General features: G+C 46.1%; 25 protein-coding genes. 11 read left to right on the top strand and 14 right to left on the bottom strand.

Annotated elements, in window-relative coordinates:
• Positions 1-53 precede the first annotated feature (53 nt).
• Together C2745_RS06420 and C2745_RS06415 are read right to left on the bottom strand one after the other, a co-directional pair.
• Positions 54-251 (bottom strand): SlyX family protein, encoded by a 198-nt coding sequence (locus C2745_RS06420; RefSeq protein ID WP_128112435.1) that lies wholly within the window; start codon positions 249-251, stop codon positions 54-56.
• A gap of 12 nt (positions 252-263) precedes the next feature.
• Positions 264-485 (bottom strand): hypothetical protein, encoded by a 222-nt coding sequence (locus C2745_RS06415; protein WP_215383549.1) that lies wholly within the window; start codon positions 483-485, stop codon positions 264-266.
• Positions 486-518: 33 nt separating this feature from the next.
• Between C2745_RS06415 and C2745_RS06410 the strand changes: the two genes are divergently transcribed.
• Positions 519-1,517, top strand: a complete 999-nt coding sequence (locus tag C2745_RS06410) for an LLM class flavin-dependent oxidoreductase (protein ID WP_215383548.1) — start codon at positions 519-521, stop codon at positions 1,515-1,517.
• On the opposite strand, the gene C2745_RS06405 is transcribed toward C2745_RS06410, so the two are convergent.
• Together C2745_RS06405 and C2745_RS06400 are read right to left on the bottom strand one after the other, a co-directional pair.
• Positions 1,512-1,925 (bottom strand): putative toxin-antitoxin system toxin component, PIN family, encoded by a 414-nt coding sequence (locus C2745_RS06405; protein ID WP_215383547.1) that lies wholly within the window; start codon positions 1,923-1,925, stop codon positions 1,512-1,514. The genes C2745_RS06410 and C2745_RS06405 overlap by 6 nt on opposite strands.
• 41 nt (positions 1,926-1,966) lie before the next feature.
• A complete protein-coding gene (locus C2745_RS06400; RefSeq protein ID WP_215383546.1) occupies positions 1,967-2,515 on the bottom strand; it encodes a YaeQ family protein in 549 nt (182 codons plus the stop codon).
• Positions 2,516-2,626: 111 nt separating this feature from the next.
• Between C2745_RS06400 and C2745_RS06395 the strand changes: the two genes are divergently transcribed.
• From C2745_RS06395 to C2745_RS06385, 3 genes are all read left to right on the top strand, one after another.
• Positions 2,627-4,240 (top strand): NAD(P)/FAD-dependent oxidoreductase, encoded by a 1,614-nt coding sequence (locus C2745_RS06395; protein ID WP_215383545.1) that lies wholly within the window; start codon positions 2,627-2,629, stop codon positions 4,238-4,240.
• A gap of 22 nt (positions 4,241-4,262) precedes the next feature.
• Entirely contained in the window at positions 4,263-5,678 is a 1,416-nt protein-coding gene (hemN, locus tag C2745_RS06390; protein WP_215383544.1) for an oxygen-independent coproporphyrinogen III oxidase, read from the top strand.
• 189 nt (positions 5,679-5,867) lie between these two features.
• Entirely contained in the window at positions 5,868-6,503 is a 636-nt protein-coding gene (locus tag C2745_RS06385; protein WP_215383543.1) for an OmpW family protein, read from the top strand.
• A gap of 61 nt (positions 6,504-6,564) precedes the next feature.
• Here the strand turns inward: C2745_RS06385 and C2745_RS06380 are convergent, their stop codons facing one another.
• Positions 6,565-7,161, bottom strand: coding sequence for an AAA family ATPase (locus tag C2745_RS06380; protein ID WP_215383542.1), 597 nt, complete (start codon positions 7,159-7,161; stop codon positions 6,565-6,567).
• Positions 7,162-7,228: 67 nt separating this feature from the next.
• Between C2745_RS06380 and C2745_RS06375 the strand changes: the two genes are divergently transcribed.
• Positions 7,229-9,154, top strand: coding sequence for an ATP-binding cassette domain-containing protein (locus C2745_RS06375; protein WP_215383541.1), 1,926 nt, complete (start codon positions 7,229-7,231; stop codon positions 9,152-9,154).
• Positions 9,155-9,161: 7 nt separating this feature from the next.
• Here the strand turns inward: C2745_RS06375 and C2745_RS06370 are convergent, their stop codons facing one another.
• The 4 genes from C2745_RS06370 to C2745_RS06355 are packed head-to-tail and all read right to left on the bottom strand — an operon-like array spanning position 9,162 to position 13,038.
• Entirely contained in the window at positions 9,162-9,473 is a 312-nt protein-coding gene (locus tag C2745_RS06370) for a chaperone modulator CbpM (RefSeq protein WP_215383540.1), read from the bottom strand.
• Between the two features lie 5 nt (positions 9,474-9,478).
• Complete coding sequence (locus C2745_RS06365) at positions 9,479-10,459, bottom strand: DnaJ C-terminal domain-containing protein (protein WP_215383539.1); 981 nt, start codon at positions 10,457-10,459, stop codon at positions 9,479-9,481.
• A 48-nt stretch (positions 10,460-10,507) separates the two neighbouring features.
• Complete coding sequence (locus tag C2745_RS06360) at positions 10,508-12,055, bottom strand: UxaA family hydrolase (protein WP_215383538.1); 1,548 nt, start codon at positions 12,053-12,055, stop codon at positions 10,508-10,510.
• A gap of 26 nt (positions 12,056-12,081) precedes the next feature.
• Positions 12,082-13,038: a tripartite tricarboxylate transporter substrate binding protein gene (locus C2745_RS06355; RefSeq protein WP_215383537.1), complete on the bottom strand. Its 957-nt coding sequence runs from the start codon at positions 13,036-13,038 to the stop codon at positions 12,082-12,084.
• Between the two features lie 53 nt (positions 13,039-13,091).
• Between C2745_RS06355 and C2745_RS06350 the strand changes: the two genes are divergently transcribed.
• Positions 13,092-14,237: a mandelate racemase/muconate lactonizing enzyme family protein gene (locus C2745_RS06350; RefSeq protein WP_215383536.1), complete on the top strand. Its 1,146-nt coding sequence runs from the start codon at positions 13,092-13,094 to the stop codon at positions 14,235-14,237.
• Here C2745_RS06350 and C2745_RS06345 read toward each other — a convergent pair.
• The gene (locus C2745_RS06345) at positions 14,224-15,159 is read right to left on the bottom strand and encodes a 3-hydroxyacyl-CoA dehydrogenase family protein (protein ID WP_215383535.1); all 936 of its coding nucleotides are present in this window, start codon (positions 15,157-15,159) and stop codon (positions 14,224-14,226) included. The two genes, C2745_RS06350 and C2745_RS06345, sit on opposite strands and share 14 nt — an antisense overlap.
• A gap of 144 nt (positions 15,160-15,303) precedes the next feature.
• Between C2745_RS06345 and C2745_RS06340 the strand changes: the two genes are divergently transcribed.
• Genes C2745_RS06340 through C2745_RS06325 form a run of 4 tightly spaced genes read left to right on the top strand, consistent with a single transcriptional unit; the run spans position 15,304 to position 19,028 of the window.
• Positions 15,304-16,236 carry an SMP-30/gluconolactonase/LRE family protein gene (locus tag C2745_RS06340; RefSeq protein ID WP_251368305.1) on the top strand — a complete coding sequence of 311 codons (933 nt, stop codon included), beginning with the start codon at positions 15,304-15,306 and terminating at the stop codon, positions 16,234-16,236.
• Positions 16,223-16,972: a GntR family transcriptional regulator gene (locus C2745_RS06335; protein WP_215383534.1), complete on the top strand. Its 750-nt coding sequence runs from the start codon at positions 16,223-16,225 to the stop codon at positions 16,970-16,972. The genes C2745_RS06340 and C2745_RS06335 overlap by 14 nt, the downstream gene beginning before the upstream one ends.
• 6 nt (positions 16,973-16,978) lie before the next feature.
• Complete coding sequence (locus C2745_RS06330; RefSeq protein ID WP_251368304.1) at positions 16,979-18,037, top strand: Ldh family oxidoreductase; 1,059 nt, start codon at positions 16,979-16,981, stop codon at positions 18,035-18,037.
• A 19-nt stretch (positions 18,038-18,056) separates the two neighbouring features.
• Positions 18,057-19,028: a tripartite tricarboxylate transporter substrate binding protein gene (locus C2745_RS06325; RefSeq protein WP_215383533.1), complete on the top strand. Its 972-nt coding sequence runs from the start codon at positions 18,057-18,059 to the stop codon at positions 19,026-19,028.
• A gap of 14 nt (positions 19,029-19,042) precedes the next feature.
• Here the strand turns inward: C2745_RS06325 and C2745_RS06320 are convergent, their stop codons facing one another.
• Positions 19,043-19,744: a pirin family protein gene (locus C2745_RS06320; RefSeq protein ID WP_215383532.1), complete on the bottom strand. Its 702-nt coding sequence runs from the start codon at positions 19,742-19,744 to the stop codon at positions 19,043-19,045.
• An 86-nt stretch (positions 19,745-19,830) separates the two neighbouring features.
• Between C2745_RS06320 and C2745_RS06315 the strand changes: the two genes are divergently transcribed.
• Positions 19,831-21,240: a TAXI family TRAP transporter solute-binding subunit gene (locus C2745_RS06315; RefSeq protein WP_215383531.1), complete on the top strand. Its 1,410-nt coding sequence runs from the start codon at positions 19,831-19,833 to the stop codon at positions 21,238-21,240.
• A 4-nt stretch (positions 21,241-21,244) separates the two neighbouring features.
• Here the strand turns inward: C2745_RS06315 and C2745_RS06310 are convergent, their stop codons facing one another.
• The 3 genes from C2745_RS06310 to C2745_RS06300 all read right to left on the bottom strand — a co-directional run bounded on the left by C2745_RS06310 (position 21,245) and on the right by C2745_RS06300 (position 23,433).
• Complete coding sequence (locus tag C2745_RS06310; RefSeq protein WP_215383530.1) at positions 21,245-21,703, bottom strand: phosphate-starvation-inducible protein PsiE; 459 nt, start codon at positions 21,701-21,703, stop codon at positions 21,245-21,247.
• Positions 21,704-21,811: 108 nt separating this feature from the next.
• Positions 21,812-23,086 carry an NAD(P)/FAD-dependent oxidoreductase gene (locus C2745_RS06305; RefSeq protein ID WP_215383529.1) on the bottom strand — a complete coding sequence of 425 codons (1,275 nt, stop codon included), beginning with the start codon at positions 23,084-23,086 and terminating at the stop codon, positions 21,812-21,814.
• Between the two features lie 14 nt (positions 23,087-23,100).
• Positions 23,101-23,433, bottom strand: a complete 333-nt coding sequence (locus C2745_RS06300; RefSeq protein WP_128112424.1) for a c-type cytochrome — start codon at positions 23,431-23,433, stop codon at positions 23,101-23,103.
• Positions 23,434-23,550 lie beyond the last annotated feature (117 nt).

Here is a 23,550-nt window from a genome sequence, read left to right as displayed (position 1 = left end):
GCTCCTATGGAGTAGTTAGTCTTATTAATACTTATGAAGATATTAGCAGTAAGTTAATAGTGTGGAGGGATTTCATCTTTGAGGCTGCCGCCTCCACCGCCACTGCTAGCTTGCTCTTTAATGGCCTTCAGTTCCCGATAAAGAAATTCAATCTGCTGCTGTTGCTTATAGACGGTCTCATTGAGTTTCTCAATCAAGTCCTCAGTAAAGCTGAGCTTGATTTCTAGATTCGTGATTCGATCTTCAGTCATTTGATATCTTTCTTATTGCGCAACGAGTTCAAAGCGACCATCTTCCATCTCCGCTTGGGGCCTGATCCAAAAGTCGTGAGATTGCATGGATTCATAAACGTAAGCTGGCTCCAGTGTGGCCTCTTGGTTGGCTAGTAACACTACTTTATAGAAGCCGCCTGTTTTAACGTGCCGTAATTTACTGCCAGGCTTAAAGAGCCCTTCATCAGGGGCTGCCATTTTTGGTTTGCTCATGTCAATAACGTACTTTCTCAGTATGATCTGGTAATGGCCAATCCCATTCCATACTCCATTCTAGATATATCTCCCATTCCTCAGGGATTTACAGCGGGCGATGCGCTTCGTAATTCATTGGATGTGGCGCAACATGCAGAAAAATGGGGCTACACCCGCTACTGGGTGGCAGAGCATCACAATATGACTGGAAATGCCAGTTCCGCAACTGCAGTGCTAGTGGGTTATATCGCCGCAGGCACATCACATATCCGGGTAGGTTCTGGCGGGGTCATGTTGCCAAACCATGCGCCACTTGTCATCGCAGAACAATTTGGCACTTTGGAATCTATCTATCCAGGTCGTATTGAGCTGGGCTTAGGACGCGCACCTGGAACTGACCAAATGACGGCAAGAGCGCTACGCCGTGATTTATTGGGAAGTGATGATCGCTTTCCGCAAGATGTACGCGAGCTTCAACATTACTTTGGTCCCATTCAGGAAGGGCAGTCTGTTAAAGCAATCCCGGGAGCCAATACCAACGTACCGATTTGGATCTTGGGCTCTAGCTTGTATGGTGCGCAGTTGGCTGCACACTTTGGTTTGCCATATGCATTTGCCTCGCACTTTGCCCCAGAACAACTATTGGAAGCAATGAAGATTTATCGTGAATTATTTAAGCCGTCTGCGCAACTTGCATCACCTTACTCAGCATTTGTTATGAATGTCGTAGCTGCAGATACGGATGAAGAGGCGCAACATCTCTTTACCACCTTGCAGCAGAATGTTGTCAGAATGCGGCGCAATACGCGCGGACAACTGCCACCTCCGATTGAGAATCTGGATGACTTTTGCGAGCCTCACGAGCAAGCTACCGCCGCTCACGCCCTGCAATGCTCTGTGGTCGGCTCTTTGGAGACTGTTAAAAAGGGAATGCGCCAGTGGCTGGATAAAACTGGCGCTAATGAATTGATATTTACTGGTCAGATCTTTGATCATCAAGCCAGACTCAAATCCTTCGAGATAGCGGCGCAGGCTGCCCAAGGCTTATAAGGCTTGCGTGTAATCGGCCGTAATCAGAATCTGCTCTTTAGCAGCTTTGCTTGCAAACTTTAAGACTTCATTGTCTTTGCTCACCAAAGTGCAGGGTTTATGCGTGTAAGCTAAATCCAAGAAGACTTGATCGTCTGGGTCTTGGCATTGCCAGGGAGAATTTTGGAGATCTTCATCGCCAATGATCTTGGCTAAAGAACTCCACTGCGTGAAGATTTTCTCTTGAGCTGTTTGATCTAAAGAAAACAGCGGGCGAGAAATCACATCAGCAAATTCTTCTAGTGTTTTGGGGGTGGCAAGAGCGCTAATGTGGCGGGCAAGCAAAGCTTCCTTTAAATGAAGCGCTCTAAAGTCATTAAAGACAAAGAGATCGAGCAAAACATTGGTATCGAGAATGACGACACGCATATCAGCAATCCACTTTTATCTTGGTTGTTTATCTTGGGGGGTTAGTCTTGATTTTTGCGCCAGTTCTCTGGGGTAATAGTGACTTGGCCCTTATCGGAAGAAATGTAGACTTCACCATCTTGCATATTGACGTGAATCACCATGCTGCGCTCGACCAGCTTATTTAATTCATTTGCCTGTTCTGCTGGAATGGATACGACTTGTAGATTACGTGCTCTAGTGAGCTTATTAGCGATGCCATCCCACCAGATTTTGCTGGTATGTCCGCCATAGCAATAAACAATCACTTGATCTGACCGGCCGCAAGCTTTCAGAATTCTGCGTTCATCTGGCTGCCCAACTTCAATCCACAGCTGAATGGCATCGGTGAGGTCTTTAATCCAAAGATCAGGCTCGTCGGTGTCGCTCAAGCCCTTGGTAAAGACCAAGTCTTCACTTGCCTGTAGGGCGAAGGCGATGATTCTGATCATCATCCTTTCCTCAGTTTCTGAGGGGTGCTTGGCGATCGTAAGGGAGTGACTGCCGTAATAGTGGCGGTCAGAGTCTGCGACGTGGAGGTCGGCTTTGTGGATTGTTGCGCGTAGGGCCATGCCGCATTATCGCCTTTATGTGCTAGCACTTTGGTTGAAGGGTTCTATAACCAGTATTATTTACATAAAGAGGCGCAAAAACCCTCAAATTACTGTGTATTGTTGAGCTCCATGATCCGTATTACTGAACTGCGTTTGCCAATCGACCATGCCCCAGAAGCCCTGGAGTCAGCGATTCTGAAGCGCCTCAATTTATCCCCAAAAGACTTAATTCAATTTGAGGTCTTTAAGCGTAGTTATGACGCTCGTAAAAATGTCGCGCTTTCGTTTATCTATACCGTTGATCTCTCGTTGAAAGATGAAGAAAGTATTCTTCAGAAATTCTCAGGCGATGTTCATGTAAGACCATCGCCAGATACCAGTTATCACTTTGTTGCCAAGGCTCCAGAATCTATAGCTAGTGGAACAGCATTGCGTCCTGTAGTCATCGGATTTGGCCCTTGTGGAATATTTGCTGCCTTAGTGTTGGCGCAGATGGGCTTTAAGCCTATTGTTTTGGAGCGCGGGAAAAAAGTTCGCGAGCGGACTCAAGATACTTGGGGCTTATGGCGCAAGAATGTGCTCAACCCAGAATCCAACGTGCAGTTTGGTGAGGGTGGGGCAGGCACCTTTTCAGATGGCAAGCTTTATAGCCAAATCAAGGACCCTAAATTTTATGGACGCAAGGTGATCAATGAGTTTGTGAAAGCCGGTGCCCCAGAAGAAATTCAGTATGTAGCAAAACCCCACATAGGCACCTTCCGTTTGGTAGGTATGGTCGAGAAAATTCGCCAAGAGATTATTGATCTGGGCGGGGAAATTCGTTTTTCTCAAAAAGTGATTGGTTTTGATATTCAAGATCAGCAAATTACTGGAGTAAAAATCGAGGGGCACGACGATCTGCCTGCAAATCACGTGGTGCTTGCCTTAGGTCATAGCGCACGCGACACCTTTGAAGCACTTCATCATGCAGGCGTATTTATGGAAGCCAAACCCTTCTCAGTAGGCTTTCGAATTGAGCATCCACAGTCATTAATTGATAAAGCACGCCTGGGCCCTCATGCAGGTAATGAGCTTATCGGCGCCGCCGACTATAAATTAGTGCATCACGCCAAGAATGGCCGCGCTGTATACAGTTTTTGTATGTGTCCTGGCGGTACTGTGGTGGCTGCAGCCTCTGAGCCAAATCGTGTGGTTACCAATGGAATGAGTCAGTACTCACGGAATGAGCGCAATGCCAATGCAGGCATCGTTGTTGGTATCACCCCAGAAGATTACCCAGGCGGACCACTTGCAGGCATTGAGTTTCAGCGCGCAATTGAATCCAAAGCATTTGAATTGGGTGGCCGAACATACGAAGCTCCAGGCCAATTGGTCGGTGATTTCTTGGAAGGTAAGGCATCTACACAATTTGGAAGCGTAATACCTTCTTATAAACCTGGCGTACATTTAACTGACTTAGCCGAAAGTTTGCCGGCATACGCCATTGAGGCAATCCGGGAAGCGCTACCTGCATTTGAGAAGCAAATCAAAGGTTTCTCAATGAAGGATGCTGTTTTAACTGGAGTTGAGACACGCACTTCATCACCTCTACGCATCACGCGTGGACCCAACTTCCAAAGCCTGAATATCAAAGGGCTCTACCCAGCAGGCGAGGGTGCTGGCTATGCTGGCGGCATTCTCTCTGCGGGAGTGGATGGTATTAAGGTAGCTGAGGCAGTTGCCTTGGATTATCTGGCGAGCTAATACCCCGGATTACAATTGCCCTATGAGCTCAGTGGCAAACAATCAGATTGCGGATGAAAAAGAAGTTTTATTTCATCCGGAGTTATTGCAAAAGTTTGATATCAACGGCCCTCGTTACACATCTTATCCAAGTGCAGATCGCTTTCATAATGAATTTTGTGAGAGCGACTATCTAGGCGCTCTCAAGAGAGTGGCCAAAGCTAACGAGCCTTTATCGCTCTATTTCCACTTACCGTTCTGTCCTAATATTTGTTACTACTGCGGATGCAACAAAATCATCACCAAAGATCATGGCCGCAGTGCTAAATACATTAAGTATCTAGCGAAAGAAATGGCGATGGTCTGCTCCGCCATGGGTGCGCAGAAAAAAATACCGGTGACGCAGTTGCATTGGGGTGGTGGCACACCCACCTTCTTATCTCACGAAGAGATGACAGAGTTAATGCATCACACTCGCGAGCATTTTGAATTACTGCCGGGTGGCGAGTATTCAATAGAGATTGATCCACGTCGTGTAACAGAGCAAGATATTGCACTACTTGCTGAGCTGGGCTTTAATCGTATTAGCCTGGGTGTTCAGGACTTTAATCTGGCCGTGCAAGAAGCGGTGCACCGTGTGCAAACCATTGAAGAAACTCAAGCGGTGATGGATTGGTCCAGAAAGTATGGTTTTAAATCCAGAAGCGTTGATTTGATCTACGGCCTGCCAAAACAAACCCCGGAAACCTTTAAAGAAACGGTTGATGCGGTGCTGGCCATGAACCCAGATCGATTGTCAGTCTATAACTATGCGCACTTGCCTCACATCTTTAAACCACAGCGTCGTATTGCTGAGGCTGATCTTCCGCCTGCCGCAGATAAGCTGGATATTTTGTCCAATACCATTAGTCGGCTAGGTGAGGCGGGGTATGTCTTTATCGGCATGGATCATTTTGCTAAGCCGGACGATGAGTTAGCGATTGCCCAAAAAGAAGGAAAACTGCATCGTAATTTCCAGGGTTATTCAACGCAAGCCGAGTGTGACTTGCTCGCATTTGGTATTTCGTCGATTGGAAAAGTGGATGATTGCTATTCTCAAAACGTACGTACGCTAGATGAGTATTACGAAGCCTTAGATAAAGGCCATCTACCAGTTCTTAGAGGATTGCAGTTGGATAAAGATGATCTCTTGCGTCGCGAGCTCATTGGCGAACTCATGTGTCAATTTGCATTAGATACGGATCAGTTTGCACAGTCCCATGGAATTGATTTTCCGGCTTACTTTGGACGAGAGATTGAAGAGCTCAAGAGCCTAGAAGAAGCTGGCTTATTGGAGTGGCAGGGTCAGAGCATGCTGGTTCCAATTAAGGGCCGCCTATTAGCAAGAAGGGTAGCCATGACTTTTGACAGGCACCTACGAGAATCTCAAGCAAAAGGGACCTACTCCAAGGTCTTGTAGGTTCATCGTGCATCTGCATTAGGGTTAATCAGGATCCGTTTGACCTAGATCAAATAAGCAATAAAACACTGTTGCTTTTAAACCAAGAAAAAAATCAGAACCTATTTCAATTTGATCTGAATCAAATCGCACCATCCCTATCAATTCGAAAATCATTACATCGAAATTGATAACAAAAGGGGTAACAACATGCGTCTTAAATCACTAGTAGCAGTAATGGCTGCAGTAGCTTCTTTAGCTCCAATCGCCTCACAAGCACAGTCTTCTTCTGAGAATCCATGGATGGTTCGTGTACGTGCCGTTGACCTGCTTTGGCAAAATGGCCAATCTGGTATTGCTCAGGCAGCCAATATCAAGGCAAAGGATCAAGTAATCCCTGAATTTGATATCACTTATTTCTTTACAAAAAATATCGCAACTGAGTTGGTATTGACCTGGCCACAGCAAGTAAACATTACTGCTACTAGTGCCAACACCAACGTAGGTAAGATTAGCGCGCTGCCTCCATCACTATTGCTTCAATATCACTTCACCGATTTAGGTGCTTTGAAGCCTTACGTTGGCGCAGGTGTGAACTACACAGTTTTCAGCAACCGTCAAAATTTCTACGGCGCTGGTGCAGGTTTGCAAGTTGAGCCATCAAGCTTTGGTGCTGTTGGTCAAGTTGGTGCAGACTACATGTTTGATAAAAACTGGGGTCTTAACGTTGACGTTAAATACGCAACAATGGCTACCAATGTTCAGGCTGTTGCTGGCGGCGCAAACCTTGGTAAGTTGACATTGAATCCTTGGATGCCTGCGGTTGGTGTAACTTACAAGTTCTAAGAATTCAGTTCTTGGATCTTGAGATAGGGCCCCTAAGGGGCTCTATTTTTTTGTCTGTAATTTATTGAAGTAAGTCATCAATGAGTTTTTCGAATGCGGACTCATTAAAACTTAAATTATTAAATCGATGCACTAAGGGATGGGTCGGTGGCTCAGTACGGCGCTTGGCATATTGATCCCAGTGGGCAAGCTTCCATTCGTCTCTGGGGTCGCCACGTTGCTCCATACGACTTTTGGCGACACTTTCTTCTAAGTCAATCCAGGCAACTGAAATGCTGGTTTGAGGTGGAATGCCTAATGCTACCGGGTCAAACATTCTGCCGCTCTGAATTTCCTTAGAGAATGGGCCAACCAAGATGACATTAACACCCAAGAGTAAATTCTCTCTGGCGATATCAATGAGTCCGTTGTATTCCCAATCGCGTAGATTTTCTAGATAGAAGGGGCTATCGCGATCATTGGGATTTTGTGTGGTGAGTTCCATCATGTGGGCGCTAAAGGCTCCATAGACAGTATCTTTATCTAAAAAGAAGAAATCCTCGCTAGTCCTCTCCACAATAAGGGGTAGGGCCTTTTTGGCTAAAGTCGACTTGCCAGTGCCGGCATGTCCGGCAAAGAGGATGAGGCGGGGTGCAGAGGGGGTGAGTTTGCAGACCATATGGGCTTAGTCTCGCAGAAATTGGCAGAAATATCTCGTATTTTGGGTATGGGACGATAATGTCGCCATGGCTTTAATCGTACTTACTGATGCAAAACTGGCTTTCGGCCACGTTGACCTCCTCGCAAACACCGCTTTTTCACTGGAATCTGGTGAGCGTGTTGGCTTAATTGGCCGTAATGGCACTGGCAAATCCTCTCTGCTGAAGATCTTGGCCGGCATTGAAAAAATGGATGATGGACTCTTGCAGTATCAGCAAGGACTCCGTATCGCCTATGTGCCTCAAGAGCCTATTTTTGAGGCAGAAGAAACGGTATTTGATGCCGTTTCAAAAGGCGTTGCGCAAGCCAAGGCTTTGCGCGAAGAGTATGAGGCCTTAAGCGTAGGCGAATGGGATGATGCATCACATCATCGCTTAGATGAAGTGCAGTCTCAGCTCGAGGCTTTAAGTGGTTGGAATTGGGAGCAACGCGTTCACGAAACTTTGGATCGCTTGCACCTAGAGGCGGATGTCAAAATCAACACGCTTTCTGGAGGCACAAAAAAACGGGTTGCACTTGCGCGTGCTTTAGTTGAAATGCCTGATGTGCTTTTGCTGGATGAGCCAACCAACCATTTGGACTTAGATTCGATTGCATGGCTTGAAGAACTCTTAAAAGAATATCAAGGCTCCGTCATTCTGATTACCCATGACCGCGCATTCCTGGATAACGTCTGCACACAAATTGTTGAATTAGACCGCGGCATATTGCGTAGCTACCCTGGAAACTTCACGCAATATGAAGTTCTTAAGGAGCAGGAACTCAATGCAGAGTCATTGGCTAATGCCAGGGCTGACAAGCTGCTTGCGCAAGAAGAGGTATGGATCCGCAAGGGTGTTGAGGCACGTCGCACCCGAAGTGTTGCCCGTATTGCGCGACTAGAAAAACTTCGCACCAGCCGGGCTGAGCGCAGAGATGCTATGGGTCAAGTAAAGCTGGCAGTATCAGCTGGCGATCGAAGCGGCAAGATTGTGGCTGACCTACAAAACGTCAGCAAGACATACGACCGTCCAATCGTTAAAGATTTCACAGCAACAATTTTGCGTGGTGATAAGGTTGGCTTGTTGGGTCCTAATGGCGCAGGCAAAACAACACTGCTGAAATTAATTTTAGGAACCATCGCGCCAGACTCTGGCACTGCAACAATGGGTACCCGTATTGAGGTTGCTTACTTTGACCAAATGCGTGAAGGCTTGGATCTCAATGCATCGCTTGAGGATTACATCAGCCCTGGTAGTGAATGGATAGAAATCAATGGCAATAAGAAGCACGTTAAGAGTTATTTAAGCGATTTCTTATTCGCACCAGAGCGAACCAATTCGCCCGTAAGTACTTTATCTGGCGGCGAGCGCAATCGCTTGCTGCTCGCTCGTTTATTTGCAAGACCAGCTAACGTCTTGGTATTAGATGAGCCAACCAACGATTTGGATATTGATACCCTGGACTTGCTTGAGCAACTTTTGCAAGACTATAAAGGTACAGTCTTCTTGGTCAGTCATGATCGTTACTTCTTGGATAACGTCGTCACTAGCATCATTGCGAATGAGGGTGATGGCTTCTGGCGTGAGTATGAGGGCGGCTACGAAGACTGGAAGATCCAAAAAGCACGCTCTGACAAAATTCGTGCATCCAATGCGAGCGCAAAAACTTCCGACAAAGCAGAGGCAAAAGTCGAAGTCAAAGCTGAAAAAGTAGAGTCTAAGCCGACAGCTAAAAGCGGAGTGTCAAAACTCAACGGTAAAGAGCGCCAAGAGTTAGAGTCGCTGCCTTTACTTATTGAAGAGTTAGAAACGGAGCAGGCTGACATTGGTATTGCCATGAGTAATCCGGATCTTTATAAGAATGAGCCAGAGTTAGCTGCCAGCATGCAAGCACGCTTAAGTGAGATCACCGCTGACTTGGATCAAAAGCTGCAACGTTGGGAGCAGCTCTTGAGTCGTTCAGAGTCTTAGCGCTAGATTAACTCTCGCGCGGTAAGCGAGCTCGAAGCTGGGCTATTTCTTCTAGCAAATCCAATGCTAGAGCAACACCAGGAACATTCAGTTCTAAATCGTGGGTTAGGTGAGCGGCTGTTTTTGCTCTTCTTAAAGAGTCGCCACCAAAGCGCCAGTCTTCTGGTGATGAGCCACTAGGACTCAAAACGCCTTCAGATACCCAAGTCATGATGAGCTCTTCAGGTGTACGTGAAGCATGTGAGAGCTCAATAATCGTCATGTGGACTTCGTTCTCAACTACTTCGCCTTCAATCCAGGTGATATTCGTTTGCGTCATGTTCATCATCCCTTCAGGTGAGTTCTCGGGTTGAAATCAAATGCTTTTTCAAAGGCTTGATAAGCCTCTTTGTGTGCATCGGTTTCGGCAGGGGGCAAGGCGATCGTGGGGACAACATACAGATCGCCAGGTTCTGCGCTTGGAATGCCTTTGCCTTTGAGGCGCATCTTACGTCCAGCTACTGTACCTGCGGGAATCTTGAGCTCTAAAGTTGTACCTGCTGGGGTGGGAACCTTAACAGTCGTGCCTAATGCCGCTTCCCATGGTGCTAGTGGAATATCGATGAATACATCTTTACCATCTATGCGGTAAATTGCACTCGGATGAAAATCAATTTCTAAATAGAGGTCGCCTGCAGGTCCTTCGCCCATACCAGGGCCGCCTTGGCCTGAGAGGCGAAGATTTTGTCCAGCCTTAATGCCTTTTGGAATGCTGACATCGAGCTTGCGCTCTTGGGTGATGACATGGCCGCTCGCATCTTGCGTTGGCATGTGCAAAGCAATCGTCCGCTTAGCACCGTTATAGGCGTCCGATAAATCGATAAATACTTTGGCATGATGATCTTGGCCTTTGAAATTCATGCCCTGGCGTGATTGGCCTCCACGGCCGCCTTGGCGATGTTTGCCTCTGCCAAAAAGGGATTCAAAGAATTCGCTTTGATCTCCCTCGAATCCACCGCTATAGCCTGGGTGTCCACCACCAAAACCAGCGTCTGAATACTCAAAGCCTTCATTCCAGTTTGGTGGGGGAGTGAAGTCCTGACCATTTTTCCAGTTTTCACCAAAGCGATCGTAGGCTGCACGCTTCTCGGTATCTTTTAAAACAGCATAAGCTTCGCCAATTTGCTTGAACTGCTCTTCGGCTCCGGCCTCTTTATTAACGTCCGGATGATATTTGCGCGCCAGCTTACGATACGCTGACTTGATTTCTGCTTCGGTGGCAGAGCGTGCCACCCCAAGAGTCTCGTAGTAATCCTTAAATTTCATAAGCTGAATTAAATCCTTATTGAGCTAATGATGAATTCTACAGTCCTCTTAGCTCATAACGCCAATTTGCCAGGGCACAAACTCATAATCGCCCAAGCCCAAAAGTTCGCTCTTGGAGGCCTCTCCTGATGCAGTTCTGAGGAAAAGCTCGAATATCCGTTGACCCATCTCTTGGACAGAGACGGTGCCATCTAAGATTTCTCCGCAGTTAATGTCCATATCTTCAGTAAGTCGTTGATACATTGGGGTATTGGTGGCAAGCTTGATGCAAGGCGCTGGTTTAGAGCCAAACATTGAGCCTCGACCTGTTGTAAAGGCGATGAGATTTGCACCACCAGCAATTTGACCAGTTGCTGACACTGGATCAAAGCCGGGCGTATCCATAAATACAAATCCCTTTGCAGTAACCGGTTCAGCATATTTATAAACTTCCATGAGGGGGCCTGTACCACCCTTCATGGATGAGCCTAGGGACTTCTCAAAAATATTCGCAAGTCCGCCAATCTGATTACCTGGACTTACTTGACCATTGATTTGTACATCCCTACCAACGGAATATTCATCTTTCCACCAGCGGATTCTCTTGATGAGTTTTTCACCAACCGCTTGGCTTGCAGCACGACGGGTAAGAGTATGTTCGACGCCATAGATCTCTGGAGTCTCAGAAAGAATGCCAGTTCCACCATGACGGGACAAGATATCTATTGCTGCCCCTAAAGCAGGATTTGCGGTGATGGATGAAAAACCATCTGATCCACCACATTGCAAACCTACACAAAGGTGGCTTGCAGAAACGGTTTCTCTCTTGGCTTTGTTTGCTTCAGGAAGTAGGGCCTTAACTGCCTCAATACCAGCCTCAATCGTTTTGCGTGTTCCACCAGTTTCTTGCATGATGAAAGTATGTAGATTGGTGCCAGCAGTTAAATCTTCTTGCTCCATCAATCCCTTGAGTTGATTGCGCTCACAACCCAACCCAACAATCAGCGCTGCAGCCAGGTTAGGGTGGCGAGCATATCCAGCCATGGTGCGACGAAGCAGCTCCATGGGCTCACCGCTCATCTCCATACCGCAGCCAATATCGTGACTAAATGCAACCACGCCATCCACATTTGGATAATCTTTTAATCTTTCGGGCGTAAACCAGTCGGCAATTTTATTAACGACAGTCGCAGAGCAATTGACGGTGGATAAGATGCCAATGAAGTTGCGTGTACCTACTTTGCCATTGGGCCTTACATAACCCTGAAAGGTTGCGCGCTCTGATTCAGGCAACATCTGTGTTGGCTTGAATTCGCTGGCATAAGCATAGTCACGATCAAATTCACGAAACTCCGTGTTGTGGCTATGAACCATCGTGCCTGCTTCGATATCGGTATTAGCAAAGCCGACAGTCACGTTGTACTTCAGGATTGGTTCGCCCTTGGAGATTTTCTTGGCAGCAATCTTGTATCCAGCTGGAACCTGGCTGCGGCTCGTGAAATTTTCACTAGGCACTTCTGTGCCGATACCAACATCAATTCGTGCAACAACGATATTGTCGTTGGGATGCAGGCGAATAATAGGGCCCGCTAGACGTTTTTCGGATATTTCAATCATGATGCTCTTTCTTTTTCAATATTCAGTTATTCAGCGCTAGCGCCAGATTTTTTAACGATAGGGCCCCACTTAGTCACTTCAGATTTAATGTATTCACCTAATTGATTCGGGGTACTTGTGACCACCTCAAAGCCTCTAGAGTTCAACTGGCTTTTGATCTCCGGATTATTTAATACGCTGATTAATTGCGCATTCAATTTATCAACAATTGCTTTAGGAGTTTCTGCTGGGGCAACGATTGCATAAACTAGCTCTACTTCGAACTTTGGAATCGTTTCTGAAACAGCAGGAATTTCAGGAGCATTTGGAGAGCGCTTGAGGCTGGTTACTCCTAACGCAGTTAGCTTGCCAGATTTCACGTAGGGGAGAGCTGCAGGTGTGCCAACGATGGCAGTCTGAATCTGACCGCCTAAGACATCAGTTAGAGCTGGGGCAGCACCTTTGTAAGGGACATGCAGAATATCGGTGCCTGCTTGGGTATTAAAGAGCTCTCCACCAAGGTGTAATGGCGTACCAGTCCCGGAGGAGCCAAAGTTTACTTTTCCAGGATTGGCTTTTGCATAGGCAATCAATTCAGGAATTGTTTTGAATGGAGCGCTTGGGGTTGCTACAAACATTAGTGAAGATGAGCCAACCAGTGAGATTGGTGCAAAGTCTTTTACTAAGTTGTAATTTAATTTCTTGTAGAGTGTTTCATTGATCGCTTGTGTGCCCACCATCATTAAAAAGAGTGTGTAACCATCTGGTTTAGCATTGGCAACGTATTCAGCGGCTAAATTTGCTCCAGCCCCCGGCTTATTTTCAATAATGATTGGTTGACCTAGGTTATCCCCCAGTTTTGGAGCAAAGCCTCTAGCTAGTACGTCAGAGGGCCCCCCAGCTGCAAATGGAATAATGAGCTTAATCGGTTGGTTAGGGTAGGTCTGTGCCGAAGCCATTAAAGAAGCGCTGACCAGCGACAATGCCAAAATTATTTTTCTCATGTAAGGTTCTCCTGAATTATTCTTATTAGTTAAAACTGTAAACCACTGTAAAAATGAAAATCACTCAAGCCACCATCTTTCCGCTATCTATTCCGCTCATTGAGCCGATTAAGATGGCGCGTGAGCTGATTGTTGATGCCAAAACAGTGCTGGTATGCCTTGAAGACGCAGAGGGCCGAAAAGGTTGGGGTGAGGCCTCTGTCGCACCATTGATGACTGGTGAGACGCTTGATAGTTTGCTTGCAAATGTGAAATACCTTGTTGATAAAGCCCGCTCGTTGGAGTGGAGTGACCCAAGCCAATTTTGTGCGCAGCTTGATTGTATTTTGTACGGCAACGCTTCTGCCAAGTCTTGCCTTGAAATGGCTTTATTAGATTTGTACACCCAAAAAGAATCCATTGCCTTGTGGCAATTTTTGCGCAAGAGTGCCAATTTGGATCTGCGCACAAAACCCGCCAGCATTCCTTTGCTCAGGATGTTGGGCGGAACCTTAGATAAAGAATTGGCAGATGCAAAAGCGTATCGTGCGCTAGGCTTTAAGCACTGGAAAATCAAGATTGGCTCTTTAAGCTTGGCCGAGGATTTGCATCGAGTCCAGGTGCTCTCTGAGGCTTTAGGCAATGATGTAATTTCCGTGGATGCTAACGGTGCAATGAGTTTAGAAAACGCCATGACATTTTGCCGATCTGCAGAAGCAAAAAAATTGGCATTCGCAGAGCAGCTCATCGCAGCAGATTTACCTATGGAAGACTTTGTGCTGCTCAAAAAAGAATCTGCCATTCCGATTGGTTTGGATGAATCTATCCACGGATTGGAAGAAATTAGTGAATTTCTGGAGGCGGGCGCCTTTGACGGCGCAAGTTTGAAGTTAATCAAAACAGGTGGTGTAACTAAGGCATTTAAATGCGCAAGATTTTTAGCTGCTAATGCATTGCAATTGAATTTGGCTTGCAAGGTTGCAGAAACCTCCTTATCGGCTGCAGCAACAGCATCCATTGGCTTTGCATTAGGAGATGTACCTTGGGGCTTTAGCATGTCAAATCAATATTTGCAGTTTGATATTTGCGAGAAGCCATTGGCTGCGGAACAAGGCCATTTCCCTGTGTCGCAGTTAGCTGATACCGGCATTGGTATTACTCCAAATGCTGAGAGGGTAAAAGAGGCTGTTTGCAAGGGTTACTCAGTTATTCAATATTGAGAACATCAAAGGCTGCTTTAAGTCTTCTTGAATAAGAGTCAGACACTTTTGCAATTTCTTCTGGACTCCATTTTCTAAATCCTTCGCCTGCCTTCATGCCGGTCTTGCCCTCACTCATGAGCTGAACGACTTTTGGAGGTAGGGTGGTGATATTCGATAGTGATGGATAGATTTCCTTGGCTGCATTGGCCATGCCATCCCAACCGGAAATTTCCTTTTGGGTCATTGGTCCAACGGCGGCATACCTAAATCCAAAGCTGTATCTGACGGCATCATCAATATCCTCGGGTGTTGCAATACCCTCTTGAACCAGGGACAAGGCTTCCCTCATCAAAGCATGTTGAATTCTGTTGGCTAAAAAGCCGGGGATATCTTTTTTGACGAGCACTGGCTTCTTATCAATCGCCTTATAAAGTTCACAGGCTTGTTGCGCGCTTGCCAGATCTGTTTTCTGTCCCATCACAATTTCTACCAATGGCACGACTTCCGCAGGCATAAAGTAATGGGCACCCATCATGCGATTCGCAGTAGTGAGGCCTTCGGCAATTTTGCTAATTGGAAATCCAGAACTATTGCTACCGATAGGAATGTGAGGCGGCACAGTCTTATCAAGAAAAGAAAATACGGCCTGCTTTATTTCTAAGTTCTCAGCAACGGTTTCAATAACCCACTGAAATTGGTTCCAATCGCTCCAACCCTCTAAGGTATCGGTGCTTTGCTCGGTCTTAATTAGCGCTGGATCTTTTTGTGCATTAGGGCCAGTCATGCCAATTTTCTTAGCTAGTGTGATGGACTTATCTAAACAGGCATCCGCTTTTTCTTTGCTTCTACCCAAAATGACAACAGGAATATTTCTGGCAATGAATCCAGCGGCAATGCCCGCTGCCATGATGCCAGTTCCGATGACGGCTACAGATTTCATATTATTCAACCTATACGGCTAAGTTAAGAAGTGAGCTTTATCAATACAGCTCAATAAAGATATAAGACTAACATTAAATATGGTTTAATAGTATGGTGATAAAACATAACATATACGCATAACTTAGCTTAGGAGACAGCCCAAATGACTATGCATAACCCTTTCCAGCCAGTCGAAAAAATTAAAACTGAAGTGTTTTCAACGATGCCTGAGAAATTCAGGAAAAAATCCCGCACCGGCTGGTCTGACCCTAATCGTCAGGGCGCTGAGGTGGAGTGTTTTTTAGAGGGCCCATCATTCGACCGTGAAGGTAATTTATGGTTTGTGGATATTCCTTTCGGCCGTGTTTTTAGAATCGACACTAAAGGTAATTGGGATTTGGTAACGCAATACGATGGTTGGCCAAACGGGTTGAAGTTTCATAAAGATGGCCGCGCATTCATTTGTGATTACAAAGCAGGTTTGCTTGCTTTAGACACCAAGACTGGAAAGATTGAAACCATTTTGGGTTCTATGTATAGCGAAAACTTTAAAGGTTTAAACGATCTTCACTTTGCTTCAAATGGGGACCTGTATTTCACGGACCAAGGTCAAACTGGTATTGCAGACCCTACAGGTCGAGTGTTTAGATTGCGCGCCAATGGTCAATTGGATCGTTTGGCATTAAACGTCCCAAGTCCAAACGGTATCACTTTGAATACCCAAGAAAAGCACGTCTTTGTAGCGGCAACTAGATCACAGCAAATCTGGAGATTGCCATTGATGGCCGATGGCTCTGTATCAAAGACCGGCGTTGCCATTCAATTGACGGGTGGTGTAGCGGGACCTGATGGAATCGAAATGGATTCTGAAAATGGATTATTGGTGTGCCATCTTGGTATTGGCATCTGGAGATTTGATAACAATATGTTGCCAACACATTTAATCTACTCTGAGAACCCACATCATCATCATTTGGCCAATATGTGTTTTGGTGGACCTGAGAATAAGGATTTGTACATTACTGAATCTTTATCAGGTGATATCTTGAAGGCTAGCTTGCCTGTTGCTGGCAAGAAAATGTTTGGACTTTCCTAAATTGACCGAACGTTTGCCCCTATATAAAGCTCTAGCGAATACGCTAGAGCAACATATATACAAAGGGGATTGGCCTGTTGGCTCTATCTTGCCTGCTGAGGCAGATCTCTGTAGAGATTTTCAGTCCAGCAGGCATACCTTACGGCATGCCCTCCAAATTCTGGAATCCAATGGGCTGATCTATCGCCGACAGGGCGCACCTACTCAAGTGGTTTCAAGGCAAAGGTTGCGTCGCTTTAGTCAAAGCTATAACTCGCCTACCGATATCTTGAGTTATTCGCGCAATACCTATCGAGTTAACTTGGTTGAAGAGTTTGTAGAGCTTGATGGCAATCTCAGCCAAATTGTGGGCGCGCCGATTGGCTCTTCTTGGTATCACATTGGCGGCATACGCAAACGTCAGCAATCGGAAGAGGTGATTGCGTATACAGATATTTATATCCTCCCTCAATTCGCGTCCTTAACATCAGACCCAGAGCATGCTCAGGTGATGGTGTACGAGCAGATTGAAAAAAAGTATGGCGCCAGAATTGAGCGGGCGGAAGTGGATGTCTATGCAGCTCCAGCCTCGGTCGAAATGGCGGAAAAGCTAATACTCAAGCCACATGATCCGTGTTTGGTGATTATTCGCCGTTATTTTGATGACCAAGATAAGTTATTTGAGGTTACAGTGACTCACCACCCCGAAAATAAATACATCTACAGTATGGAATTCAAGGCAAGCTCCGAAATCTAAATCAGTATGTCAAACATAAAATATCTTCCCATCTCTGATGCACAGGCATTTATCTCTAGTGCATTGCAGTCAGCGCAAGTTCCGTTGGCTGATGCGAATCTCATTGCAGAGTTAATGATCCAGTCTGACTTGGTTGGTGCTGATGGCCATGGCATCTTTCGCCTGCCTGCTTATTTAAAGAGAATTCGTGCAGGGGGCGTAAACCTGAATCCCAATATTCATATTGAGCGCGAGCAAGGTGCAACGGCTTTGATTAATGGTGATAACGCATTAGGTCACCTGGTGATGAATAAAGCGGTAGAGCTTGCAATTGAGAAAGTGAAACAACACAGCGTGTGCTGGATTGGTAGTCACTTTGGAAATCACTCTGGCGCGGCTTCGGTGTACGTACGGAAATTAGCGGAGCAGGGTTATATCGGTATTTATATGGCAGTCGGCAACGCAAATCACATGGCTCCTTGGGGCGGAATTGATTTACTGCTTTCTACAAATCCTATAGCGATCGCTGTGCCAGCTGGCAATGAACCTATTGTGCTATTAGACATAGCAACAACAGTTGCTGCTTATGGCAAGGTTAAGGTAGCCGCCCAAAAAGGCGAGCCTATTCCAGAAGGTTGGATGATGGACCGTCAGGGAAATCCAATTACTGATCCACAAAAATCTTCTGAGGGCTCTTTGTTGCCTATTGGTGGCTATAAAGGTTACGGTCTGGCCGTAATGATTGGATTGCTTGCGGGTGCTTTAAATAATGCGGCTGTTGGTAAGGGAACTATTGATTTCAATGCACATCATGATTTGATTACCAACACTGGACAAACCATTATTGCTGTTGATCCAAGCGCCTTTGGAAATAGAGAAGATTTTGTTCAACGGGTGATGACCTTGGTTGAGGATCTTAAGAACTCATCAACACTGCCTGGTGTAAAAGAAATTCGTGTGCCTGGAGAAGGTGCGGCAAAAGTGATGGCGGAAAGAATGCGCAAAGGCATTCCGGTAGCGCCTGAGTTGTTGCAGGCTTTGAATACCTGCGCTAAGGAGTGCGGTATCGCAGCTTTACATTTATAGAAATACTGGAGGAGACAATATGTTTAAAAAATTAATAAAAAACATAGCAATAAGCGTGGCAGTAGTTCCGGTAATAGCGGGGGCGGCCTTTGCTGCTTACCCAGATAAGCCAATCAAAATGATGATTGGCTATGCGCCAGGTAGCTCAACCGACATTGTGGGTCGGATGATTGCAAATGACCTGAGCATTGCATTAAAGCAACCGATTGTGGTGGAGAATCGTGGTGGTGCGGCGGGTAGTTTGGCTGCCGATGCGGTAGCGAAAAGTACGCCGGATGGCTATACCATTTTGTTTGCACAAAATGGCTTGGCAATCAATGTGGCAGCAAATCCTAGATTGCCATTTAATGGCCAAAAGGATTTATTGCCAGTAGTAGGCGTTGCTGCTACACCGCATATTTTGATTGTGAATAACAATTCCAACGCTAAAAGTGTCGCTGATCTCATTGCGATGCTCAAAGCAGAACCTGGCAAGTTAAGTTTTGGATCTTCAGGGATTGGAAATTCAGATCATATGGCGGGCGAACTGTTTCTCGCCACTACCGGCTTACAGGCAATTCATATTCCTTATAAAGGTGGATCACCGGCAGCAACTGATTTAGTGGGTGGTCAAATCGATTTCTATTTTGCTGGTATGCCAGTAGGTCTTCCTTTGTATAAAGGTGAAAAGGTAAGGGCATTGGCTGTTACTAGCAAGGCTCGCTTTAGCGGCGCTCCTGAGTTGGTGACCATCCAGGAGGCTGGTGTAAAGGGTTATGAAATGGCTCTATGGCAAGGAATGTTTGTTCCTGCTGGCACGCCTACTAGTATTGTTCAGGCGCTTAATAGCGCGGTATTAAAAATCTTAGAAACCCCCGAAATGAAAGAGCGTTTTCAAAAAGCGGGCGTTCAAATTGCGCCAATGAACACCCAGCAATTTACGGATTTGTATAACTCCGATATTGCTAGATGGAAAGTGGTGATTGAGAAAGCAAAGATTAAGCTGGACTAACTCTAGAATTCAACTTAGGCGCTGAGGTCAAATATCAAGACTTCAGCGTCTTTTCCATTGGTGATCTCTAATAAGCCCTCATCAGCTATCAAGAGGGCATCACCTCCTTCAAGCTGCTGACCGTTGATGGTGAGCGATCCTCGAATTAAGTGCGCATAAGCCTTGCGCTGTGGATTAAGGCTTAGGGTGGTCGATTCTGATCCATTAAATAATCCTGCGTACATGTAGGCATTAGCATGAATTTTTACGGAATTGTCTTTGCCATTTGGGGATGCTACGAGTCGAAGCTTCCCTTCTTTTTCGATTCTGGGCACGCTGATTTGTTCATAGCTTGGTGCAATCTCCAGTAAATTTGGCTCTATCCAGATTTGCAAGAAGTGGGTGGTTTGATCTTTGGCGTGATTAAACTCACTGTGGGTAACGCCTGTACCAGCGCTCATGCGCTGGACATCACCCGGAGGAATGCCTTTAACGTTACCCATACTGTCTTCATGCGCTAACTCGCCCGAAAGTACGTAACTGATAATTTCCATATTGCGGTGACCATGCTTTCCAAAGCCCATGCCAGCAGCAACCCGATCCTCGTTAATGACCCTTAGGTTTCCCCAGCCCATAAATTTAGGGTCGTGGTAGCCGGCAAATGAGAAAGAGTGGAAGCTTTTTAGCCAGCCATGGTCTGCATAGCCGCGATCTTGGGATTTTCTAAGAAACATCATGGTTTTGGGGTATCCGAATACAAGTTGAGAAAATGACAATAAGCACATTATCATTAGCTTTTGCCATATTTGCTGATCGGTAATGCATGGGAAGCTTTAAACAAGACTTAAAAGAAACCTATTTAGGCCTCGCAGAGACTGCAGAGGAGAAGTGGAGCGACTTTACTCAGTTCATGCAAGAGGCTTGGCCGCTCTTAGTGCTGTTGTTGGCTATTCTGGTTGGCATTTGGCTATATGCAGATCCTCCGCCTCCAAGGCATGTGATGATCGCTACAGGATCTCCTGGCGGATCCTATGAGGACCTTGGAAAAAAATACGCAGAATTCTTTAAAGAAAAAGGTGTCACCCTAGAGATTGTTCCAACTAAAGGTGCGCAAGAAAACATCGAGCGCCTGGCTGATCGAAATGATCCGGTGCAGGCCGCCTTTGTCCAAGCTGGTGTGGTCCATGCAAAGCATATAAAAGGCATCCAGTCTTTGGGCGCAATCGGTTACGACCCTGTTTGGTTCTTTTATCGCGGTCCAGAAATGAAGTCTGCCGATCTTGAAGCGGTAGATGGCATGTTGAAGTATTTCTTGGGCAAGACAATTTCTACTGGGGTAGAGGGTAGCGGTACGCATGCTCAGGCGACCAAGATCTTAAAAGAGTCTGGTTATGTGGGTGGGGTGCAATTGCGCAATCTTCCAGGCGGAGATGCTGTGAAGGCGCTGCAACTTGGTGAGATCGATGGCGCATTCATTGTGGACAGCTATGAAGCCCCGAATGTCCAGGCCCTACTGAACGATCCAATGATGCATCTCGTAACCTTTAAGCGGGCGGAGGCTTATGCCAAGCTCATCCCTTATCTGCATCTTTTGGATGTTCCTCAAGGAGCATTTAGCTTGCCGAGAAACTTTCCATCTGCGGATATGAAGTTGCTTGCAACCACAACCAATATATTGATTGATGACCGTATGCATCCAGCGATTCAGTTTTTATTCTTGGAGGCCGCTAGAACGATAAACGGTAAAGGCTCATTTTTTGCAGAGCGTGGGGAGTTCCCATCCTTCAAAGATTCGATCACGACTGAGAGCCCAGTTGCCGTTCACTACGAGAAGAATAACTATCCTTTATTAGCTGCTTATTTCCCATTTTGGATTGCTGAATTAATTAGTCGCTTGATATTTGTGTTGTTGCCGTTTTGTGTGCTTGCCTACCCAATTTTGCAAGCGCTTCCAAGCTATCGAGCGAAGCGGATGCAAAACAAGCTCAATCGTCTTTATGGGGAGCTGAAAAAGTTTGAGCAAGAATTGCTGTTGAATTACAACCCAGAGCAGCGCAATGAATATCTAAAGAAATTAGATTTGCTGGAGTACAAAGCCCTGAATGTACAAGTCTCTAAGCGCCTATCGAGCGATTACTATGCTTTGCGAACAAGCATTGACTATGTCCGTAACTGCCTGAATAGGGGGCAACACCCTTATCAGTTTGACGAGGGTGTTGATCCGGATCTTTAGGGCTTTATTCGTTGTCGCCTGTTCTGCTGGGGTATTTGAAGGAGGCGTAACGTACCACTGCATTTGCCAAAGCAAGCACAAGAATGGTAATGCCCATGAATAAGATAGCCATATCCGCTTCATGTTTTGTATTGACAAGATCAATGATGAGCCGCGTTACTGCTGTGATGGCAACGTAGATCAAAAAGCGCACAGGCATATGGTTGGTTTTGAAGTAGATGCCAACCATCGCACCAATCTCCAGGTAGATAAATAGCAAGAGTAAGTCTTCAATAGATGCAGAACCTTTGCTTACCATTCCTAAGAAGGCAACTGCAGCTGACCATACGGTTGCTGCCCCAATTCCAAAAAGAGCAATGCGGTGAAAGAGGGATACAAATAGGTTTCCAATAGGCACCGTCCATTTTTCAATGGCATCCTCTAACTTGGATGCATCTTTGGGGGATGTTGGGGTCATATTCATGAAGTCTCCAGTTTTCTGATGTGTTTTACCCAGTATAGGTATCTATCTGCTCATGTAAACAAAAAAGAGGCACTATGGCCTGTTTTTTTTGGGAAGAATTGACTTAGGTCAACCCAGGCTGTCTGCCCAGATATTGTGAGCCCAACCCCATGCATAGACCCCTTCTAGCGTGGATGGTGCCGGAGATAGACCTCCAGATCCAGGAACCGTTTTAAAGGTTTTCTCAGCAGCGTTGTATTGGTGAACGCTGGCCACATGAACCACTTCCTTTTCATTCACAAAGCTGTAGCAGGTATTGGTGAGAACTGGAGCTGGATTAATTTCCCAACCACTGAGTTCCGCCACAATAGCAGCGGCAGCTACTTTTGCATGTTGATTTGCCATGTGTCCAGACTTGGGCATGGCAGGTGCAATTTGAATGGAATCGCCGAGCACGTGAATATCTTTCTGTGCTGTGGATTCAAAATTGAGGAAGTTCACATTGACCCAGCGACCATTAGCATTTGCTAAACCGGTTTTAACGGCGATTTCTCCGGCGCTCATTGCAGGCAATAAATTTAAAACGTCTGCTTTGATGTCATCTTGTACTTCAAACTTAACGGTTTTGGTCTTTGCATCAACTGCAGTGACGTTGTACTTAGGTAAGTACTCAATCATTCCTGCGTATTGCTCGGCCCAGACTTTTTTGAAAAGAGCGCCCTTAGATGTGACATCCTGGTTTGCGTCCAAAATCAACACCTTAGATTTGGGCTTGTTTTGCTTTAGGTAGTTGGCAACCTGGCAAGCGCGCTCATACGGTCCAGGAGGGCAGCGATACGGGGCTTCTGGGATGCTAATGGCAAAAGTTCCGCCATCTCGCATAGACGCCAATTGCTTATGAAGTGCTACTGTTTCAGGCCCTGCCTTCCAGGCTTGCAAAGTAACGCCTGCTTTATTTGCTTGCGCCAAACCTTCAATGCTATTCATCATCAAGGTAACACCAGGTGAAACAACAGCCTTGTCGTAACGCAAAGTTTTTCCAGACGCAAGCTTGACAGTTTTTTTGTCTGTATCAATGCTGGCAACGCTATCTTGAATAATCTTTACGCCATGTCGCTTGCTCAGATTGTCGTAAGGCGTAGTGATTTCTGAAAGTGTGCGTGAGCCGCCAACTACTAAATTCGAGAGTGGGCAAGACACAAACGATGCGTTTGGCTCAATCAGCGTGACTTTGGCGGTGTTGTTAGAGAAGAGGCGCAGGTACTTAGCGGCAGTTGCGCCACCGTAACCACCGCCAATAACAAGAATTTCTGCTTTCTGTAAATTGGCACGAGCTTGGCCTGAGAAGCCAGCCAGCAAGCCAAGCGCAGCCGCGCTATTACCAATAAAGTGTCGACGATCCATGATGTGCTCCTTTATTATTTTTTGCCAAGTTGATTGGCGATGATTTCGAGTTGCTCGTCAGAGTAGCCTTTGGCTAGCTGCGGCATGATGGTGCCTTCGCGTGCACCAGATTTAAATGCTTTTAACTGGGTAAGCATTTGCTCGCTCGTCAGACCGTTGATCAAGGGCATGCCCCCATCTACTACGCCTTTGCCATCAGTTCCATGGCAGTTGGCACAGGTTGCAGCAAGACCGCGTTTGTATAAGTTACTTGCGTCCGCATTTTGCGCAAGGGCAAATGTGCTCCACTGGCTTAAGCCGATATAAATCGTCGCTAGGATTGCGGGTTTTAAATACTTTGCTCGCATAAGGGCTATCTCCGTTGGCAATATTTCTGGGTAATTGACTACATTCTTCTATACCAGCATCTTAATCAAAATCTTCCTGAAAAGTGACGCTTCTTACAGATTCATTTTTTATAAGCT

It is taken from the genome of Polynucleobacter sp. AP-Kolm-20A-A1 (genome assembly GCF_018688315.1).
GTDB lineage: Bacteria > Pseudomonadota > Gammaproteobacteria > Burkholderiales > Burkholderiaceae > Polynucleobacter.
The sequence above is the reverse complement of the archived record's forward strand: the minus strand, read 5'-3'. Positions and strand labels throughout refer to the sequence as shown.

Excerpts from the sequence above, each read along its gene's own strand:
- C2745_RS06395 (WP_215383545.1), top strand. The coding sequence starts at position 2,627 with ATGATCCGTATTACTGAACTGCGTTTGCCAATCGACCATGCCCCAGAA.
- C2745_RS06415 (WP_215383549.1), bottom strand. The coding sequence starts at position 485 with ATGAGCAAACCAAAAATGGCAGCCCCTGATGAAGGGCTCTTTAAGCCT.
- C2745_RS06320 (WP_215383532.1), bottom strand. The coding sequence starts at position 19,744 with ATGATGTTTCTTAGAAAATCCCAAGATCGCGGCTATGCAGACCATGGC.
- C2745_RS06310 (WP_215383530.1), bottom strand. The coding sequence starts at position 21,703 with ATGAATATGACCCCAACATCCCCCAAAGATGCATCCAAGTTAGAGGAT.
- C2745_RS06380 (WP_215383542.1), bottom strand. The coding sequence starts at position 7,161 with ATGGTCTGCAAACTCACCCCCTCTGCACCCCGCCTCATCCTCTTTGCC.
- C2745_RS06330 (WP_251368304.1), top strand. The coding sequence starts at position 16,979 with ATGTCAAACATAAAATATCTTCCCATCTCTGATGCACAGGCATTTATC.
- C2745_RS06305 (WP_215383529.1), bottom strand. The coding sequence starts at position 23,086 with ATGGATCGTCGACACTTTATTGGTAATAGCGCGGCTGCGCTTGGCTTG.
- C2745_RS06375 (WP_215383541.1), top strand. The coding sequence starts at position 7,229 with ATGGCTTTAATCGTACTTACTGATGCAAAACTGGCTTTCGGCCACGTT.
- C2745_RS06405 (WP_215383547.1), bottom strand. The coding sequence starts at position 1,925 with ATGCGTGTCGTCATTCTCGATACCAATGTTTTGCTCGATCTCTTTGTC.
- C2745_RS06420 (WP_128112435.1), bottom strand. The coding sequence starts at position 251 with ATGACTGAAGATCGAATCACGAATCTAGAAATCAAGCTCAGCTTTACT.
- C2745_RS06370 (WP_215383540.1), bottom strand. The coding sequence starts at position 9,473 with ATGACGCAAACGAATATCACCTGGATTGAAGGCGAAGTAGTTGAGAAC.
- C2745_RS06350 (WP_215383536.1), top strand. The coding sequence starts at position 13,092 with ATGAAAATCACTCAAGCCACCATCTTTCCGCTATCTATTCCGCTCATT.
- C2745_RS06365 (WP_215383539.1), bottom strand. The coding sequence starts at position 10,459 with ATGAAATTTAAGGATTACTACGAGACTCTTGGGGTGGCACGCTCTGCC.
- C2745_RS06360 (WP_215383538.1), bottom strand. The coding sequence starts at position 12,055 with ATGATTGAAATATCCGAAAAACGTCTAGCGGGCCCTATTATTCGCCTG.
- C2745_RS06325 (WP_215383533.1), top strand. The coding sequence starts at position 18,057 with ATGTTTAAAAAATTAATAAAAAACATAGCAATAAGCGTGGCAGTAGTT.
- hemN (WP_215383544.1), top strand. The coding sequence starts at position 4,263 with ATGAGCTCAGTGGCAAACAATCAGATTGCGGATGAAAAAGAAGTTTTA.
- C2745_RS06345 (WP_215383535.1), bottom strand. The coding sequence starts at position 15,159 with ATGAAATCTGTAGCCGTCATCGGAACTGGCATCATGGCAGCGGGCATT.
- C2745_RS06300 (WP_128112424.1), bottom strand. The coding sequence starts at position 23,433 with ATGCGAGCAAAGTATTTAAAACCCGCAATCCTAGCGACGATTTATATC.
- C2745_RS06340 (WP_251368305.1), top strand. The coding sequence starts at position 15,304 with ATGACTATGCATAACCCTTTCCAGCCAGTCGAAAAAATTAAAACTGAA.
- C2745_RS06400 (WP_215383546.1), bottom strand. The coding sequence starts at position 2,515 with ATGGCCCTACGCGCAACAATCCACAAAGCCGACCTCCACGTCGCAGAC.
- C2745_RS06385 (WP_215383543.1), top strand. The coding sequence starts at position 5,868 with ATGCGTCTTAAATCACTAGTAGCAGTAATGGCTGCAGTAGCTTCTTTA.
- C2745_RS06315 (WP_215383531.1), top strand. The coding sequence starts at position 19,831 with ATGGGAAGCTTTAAACAAGACTTAAAAGAAACCTATTTAGGCCTCGCA.
- C2745_RS06410 (WP_215383548.1), top strand. The coding sequence starts at position 519 with ATGGCCAATCCCATTCCATACTCCATTCTAGATATATCTCCCATTCCT.
- C2745_RS06355 (WP_215383537.1), bottom strand. The coding sequence starts at position 13,038 with ATGAGAAAAATAATTTTGGCATTGTCGCTGGTCAGCGCTTCTTTAATG.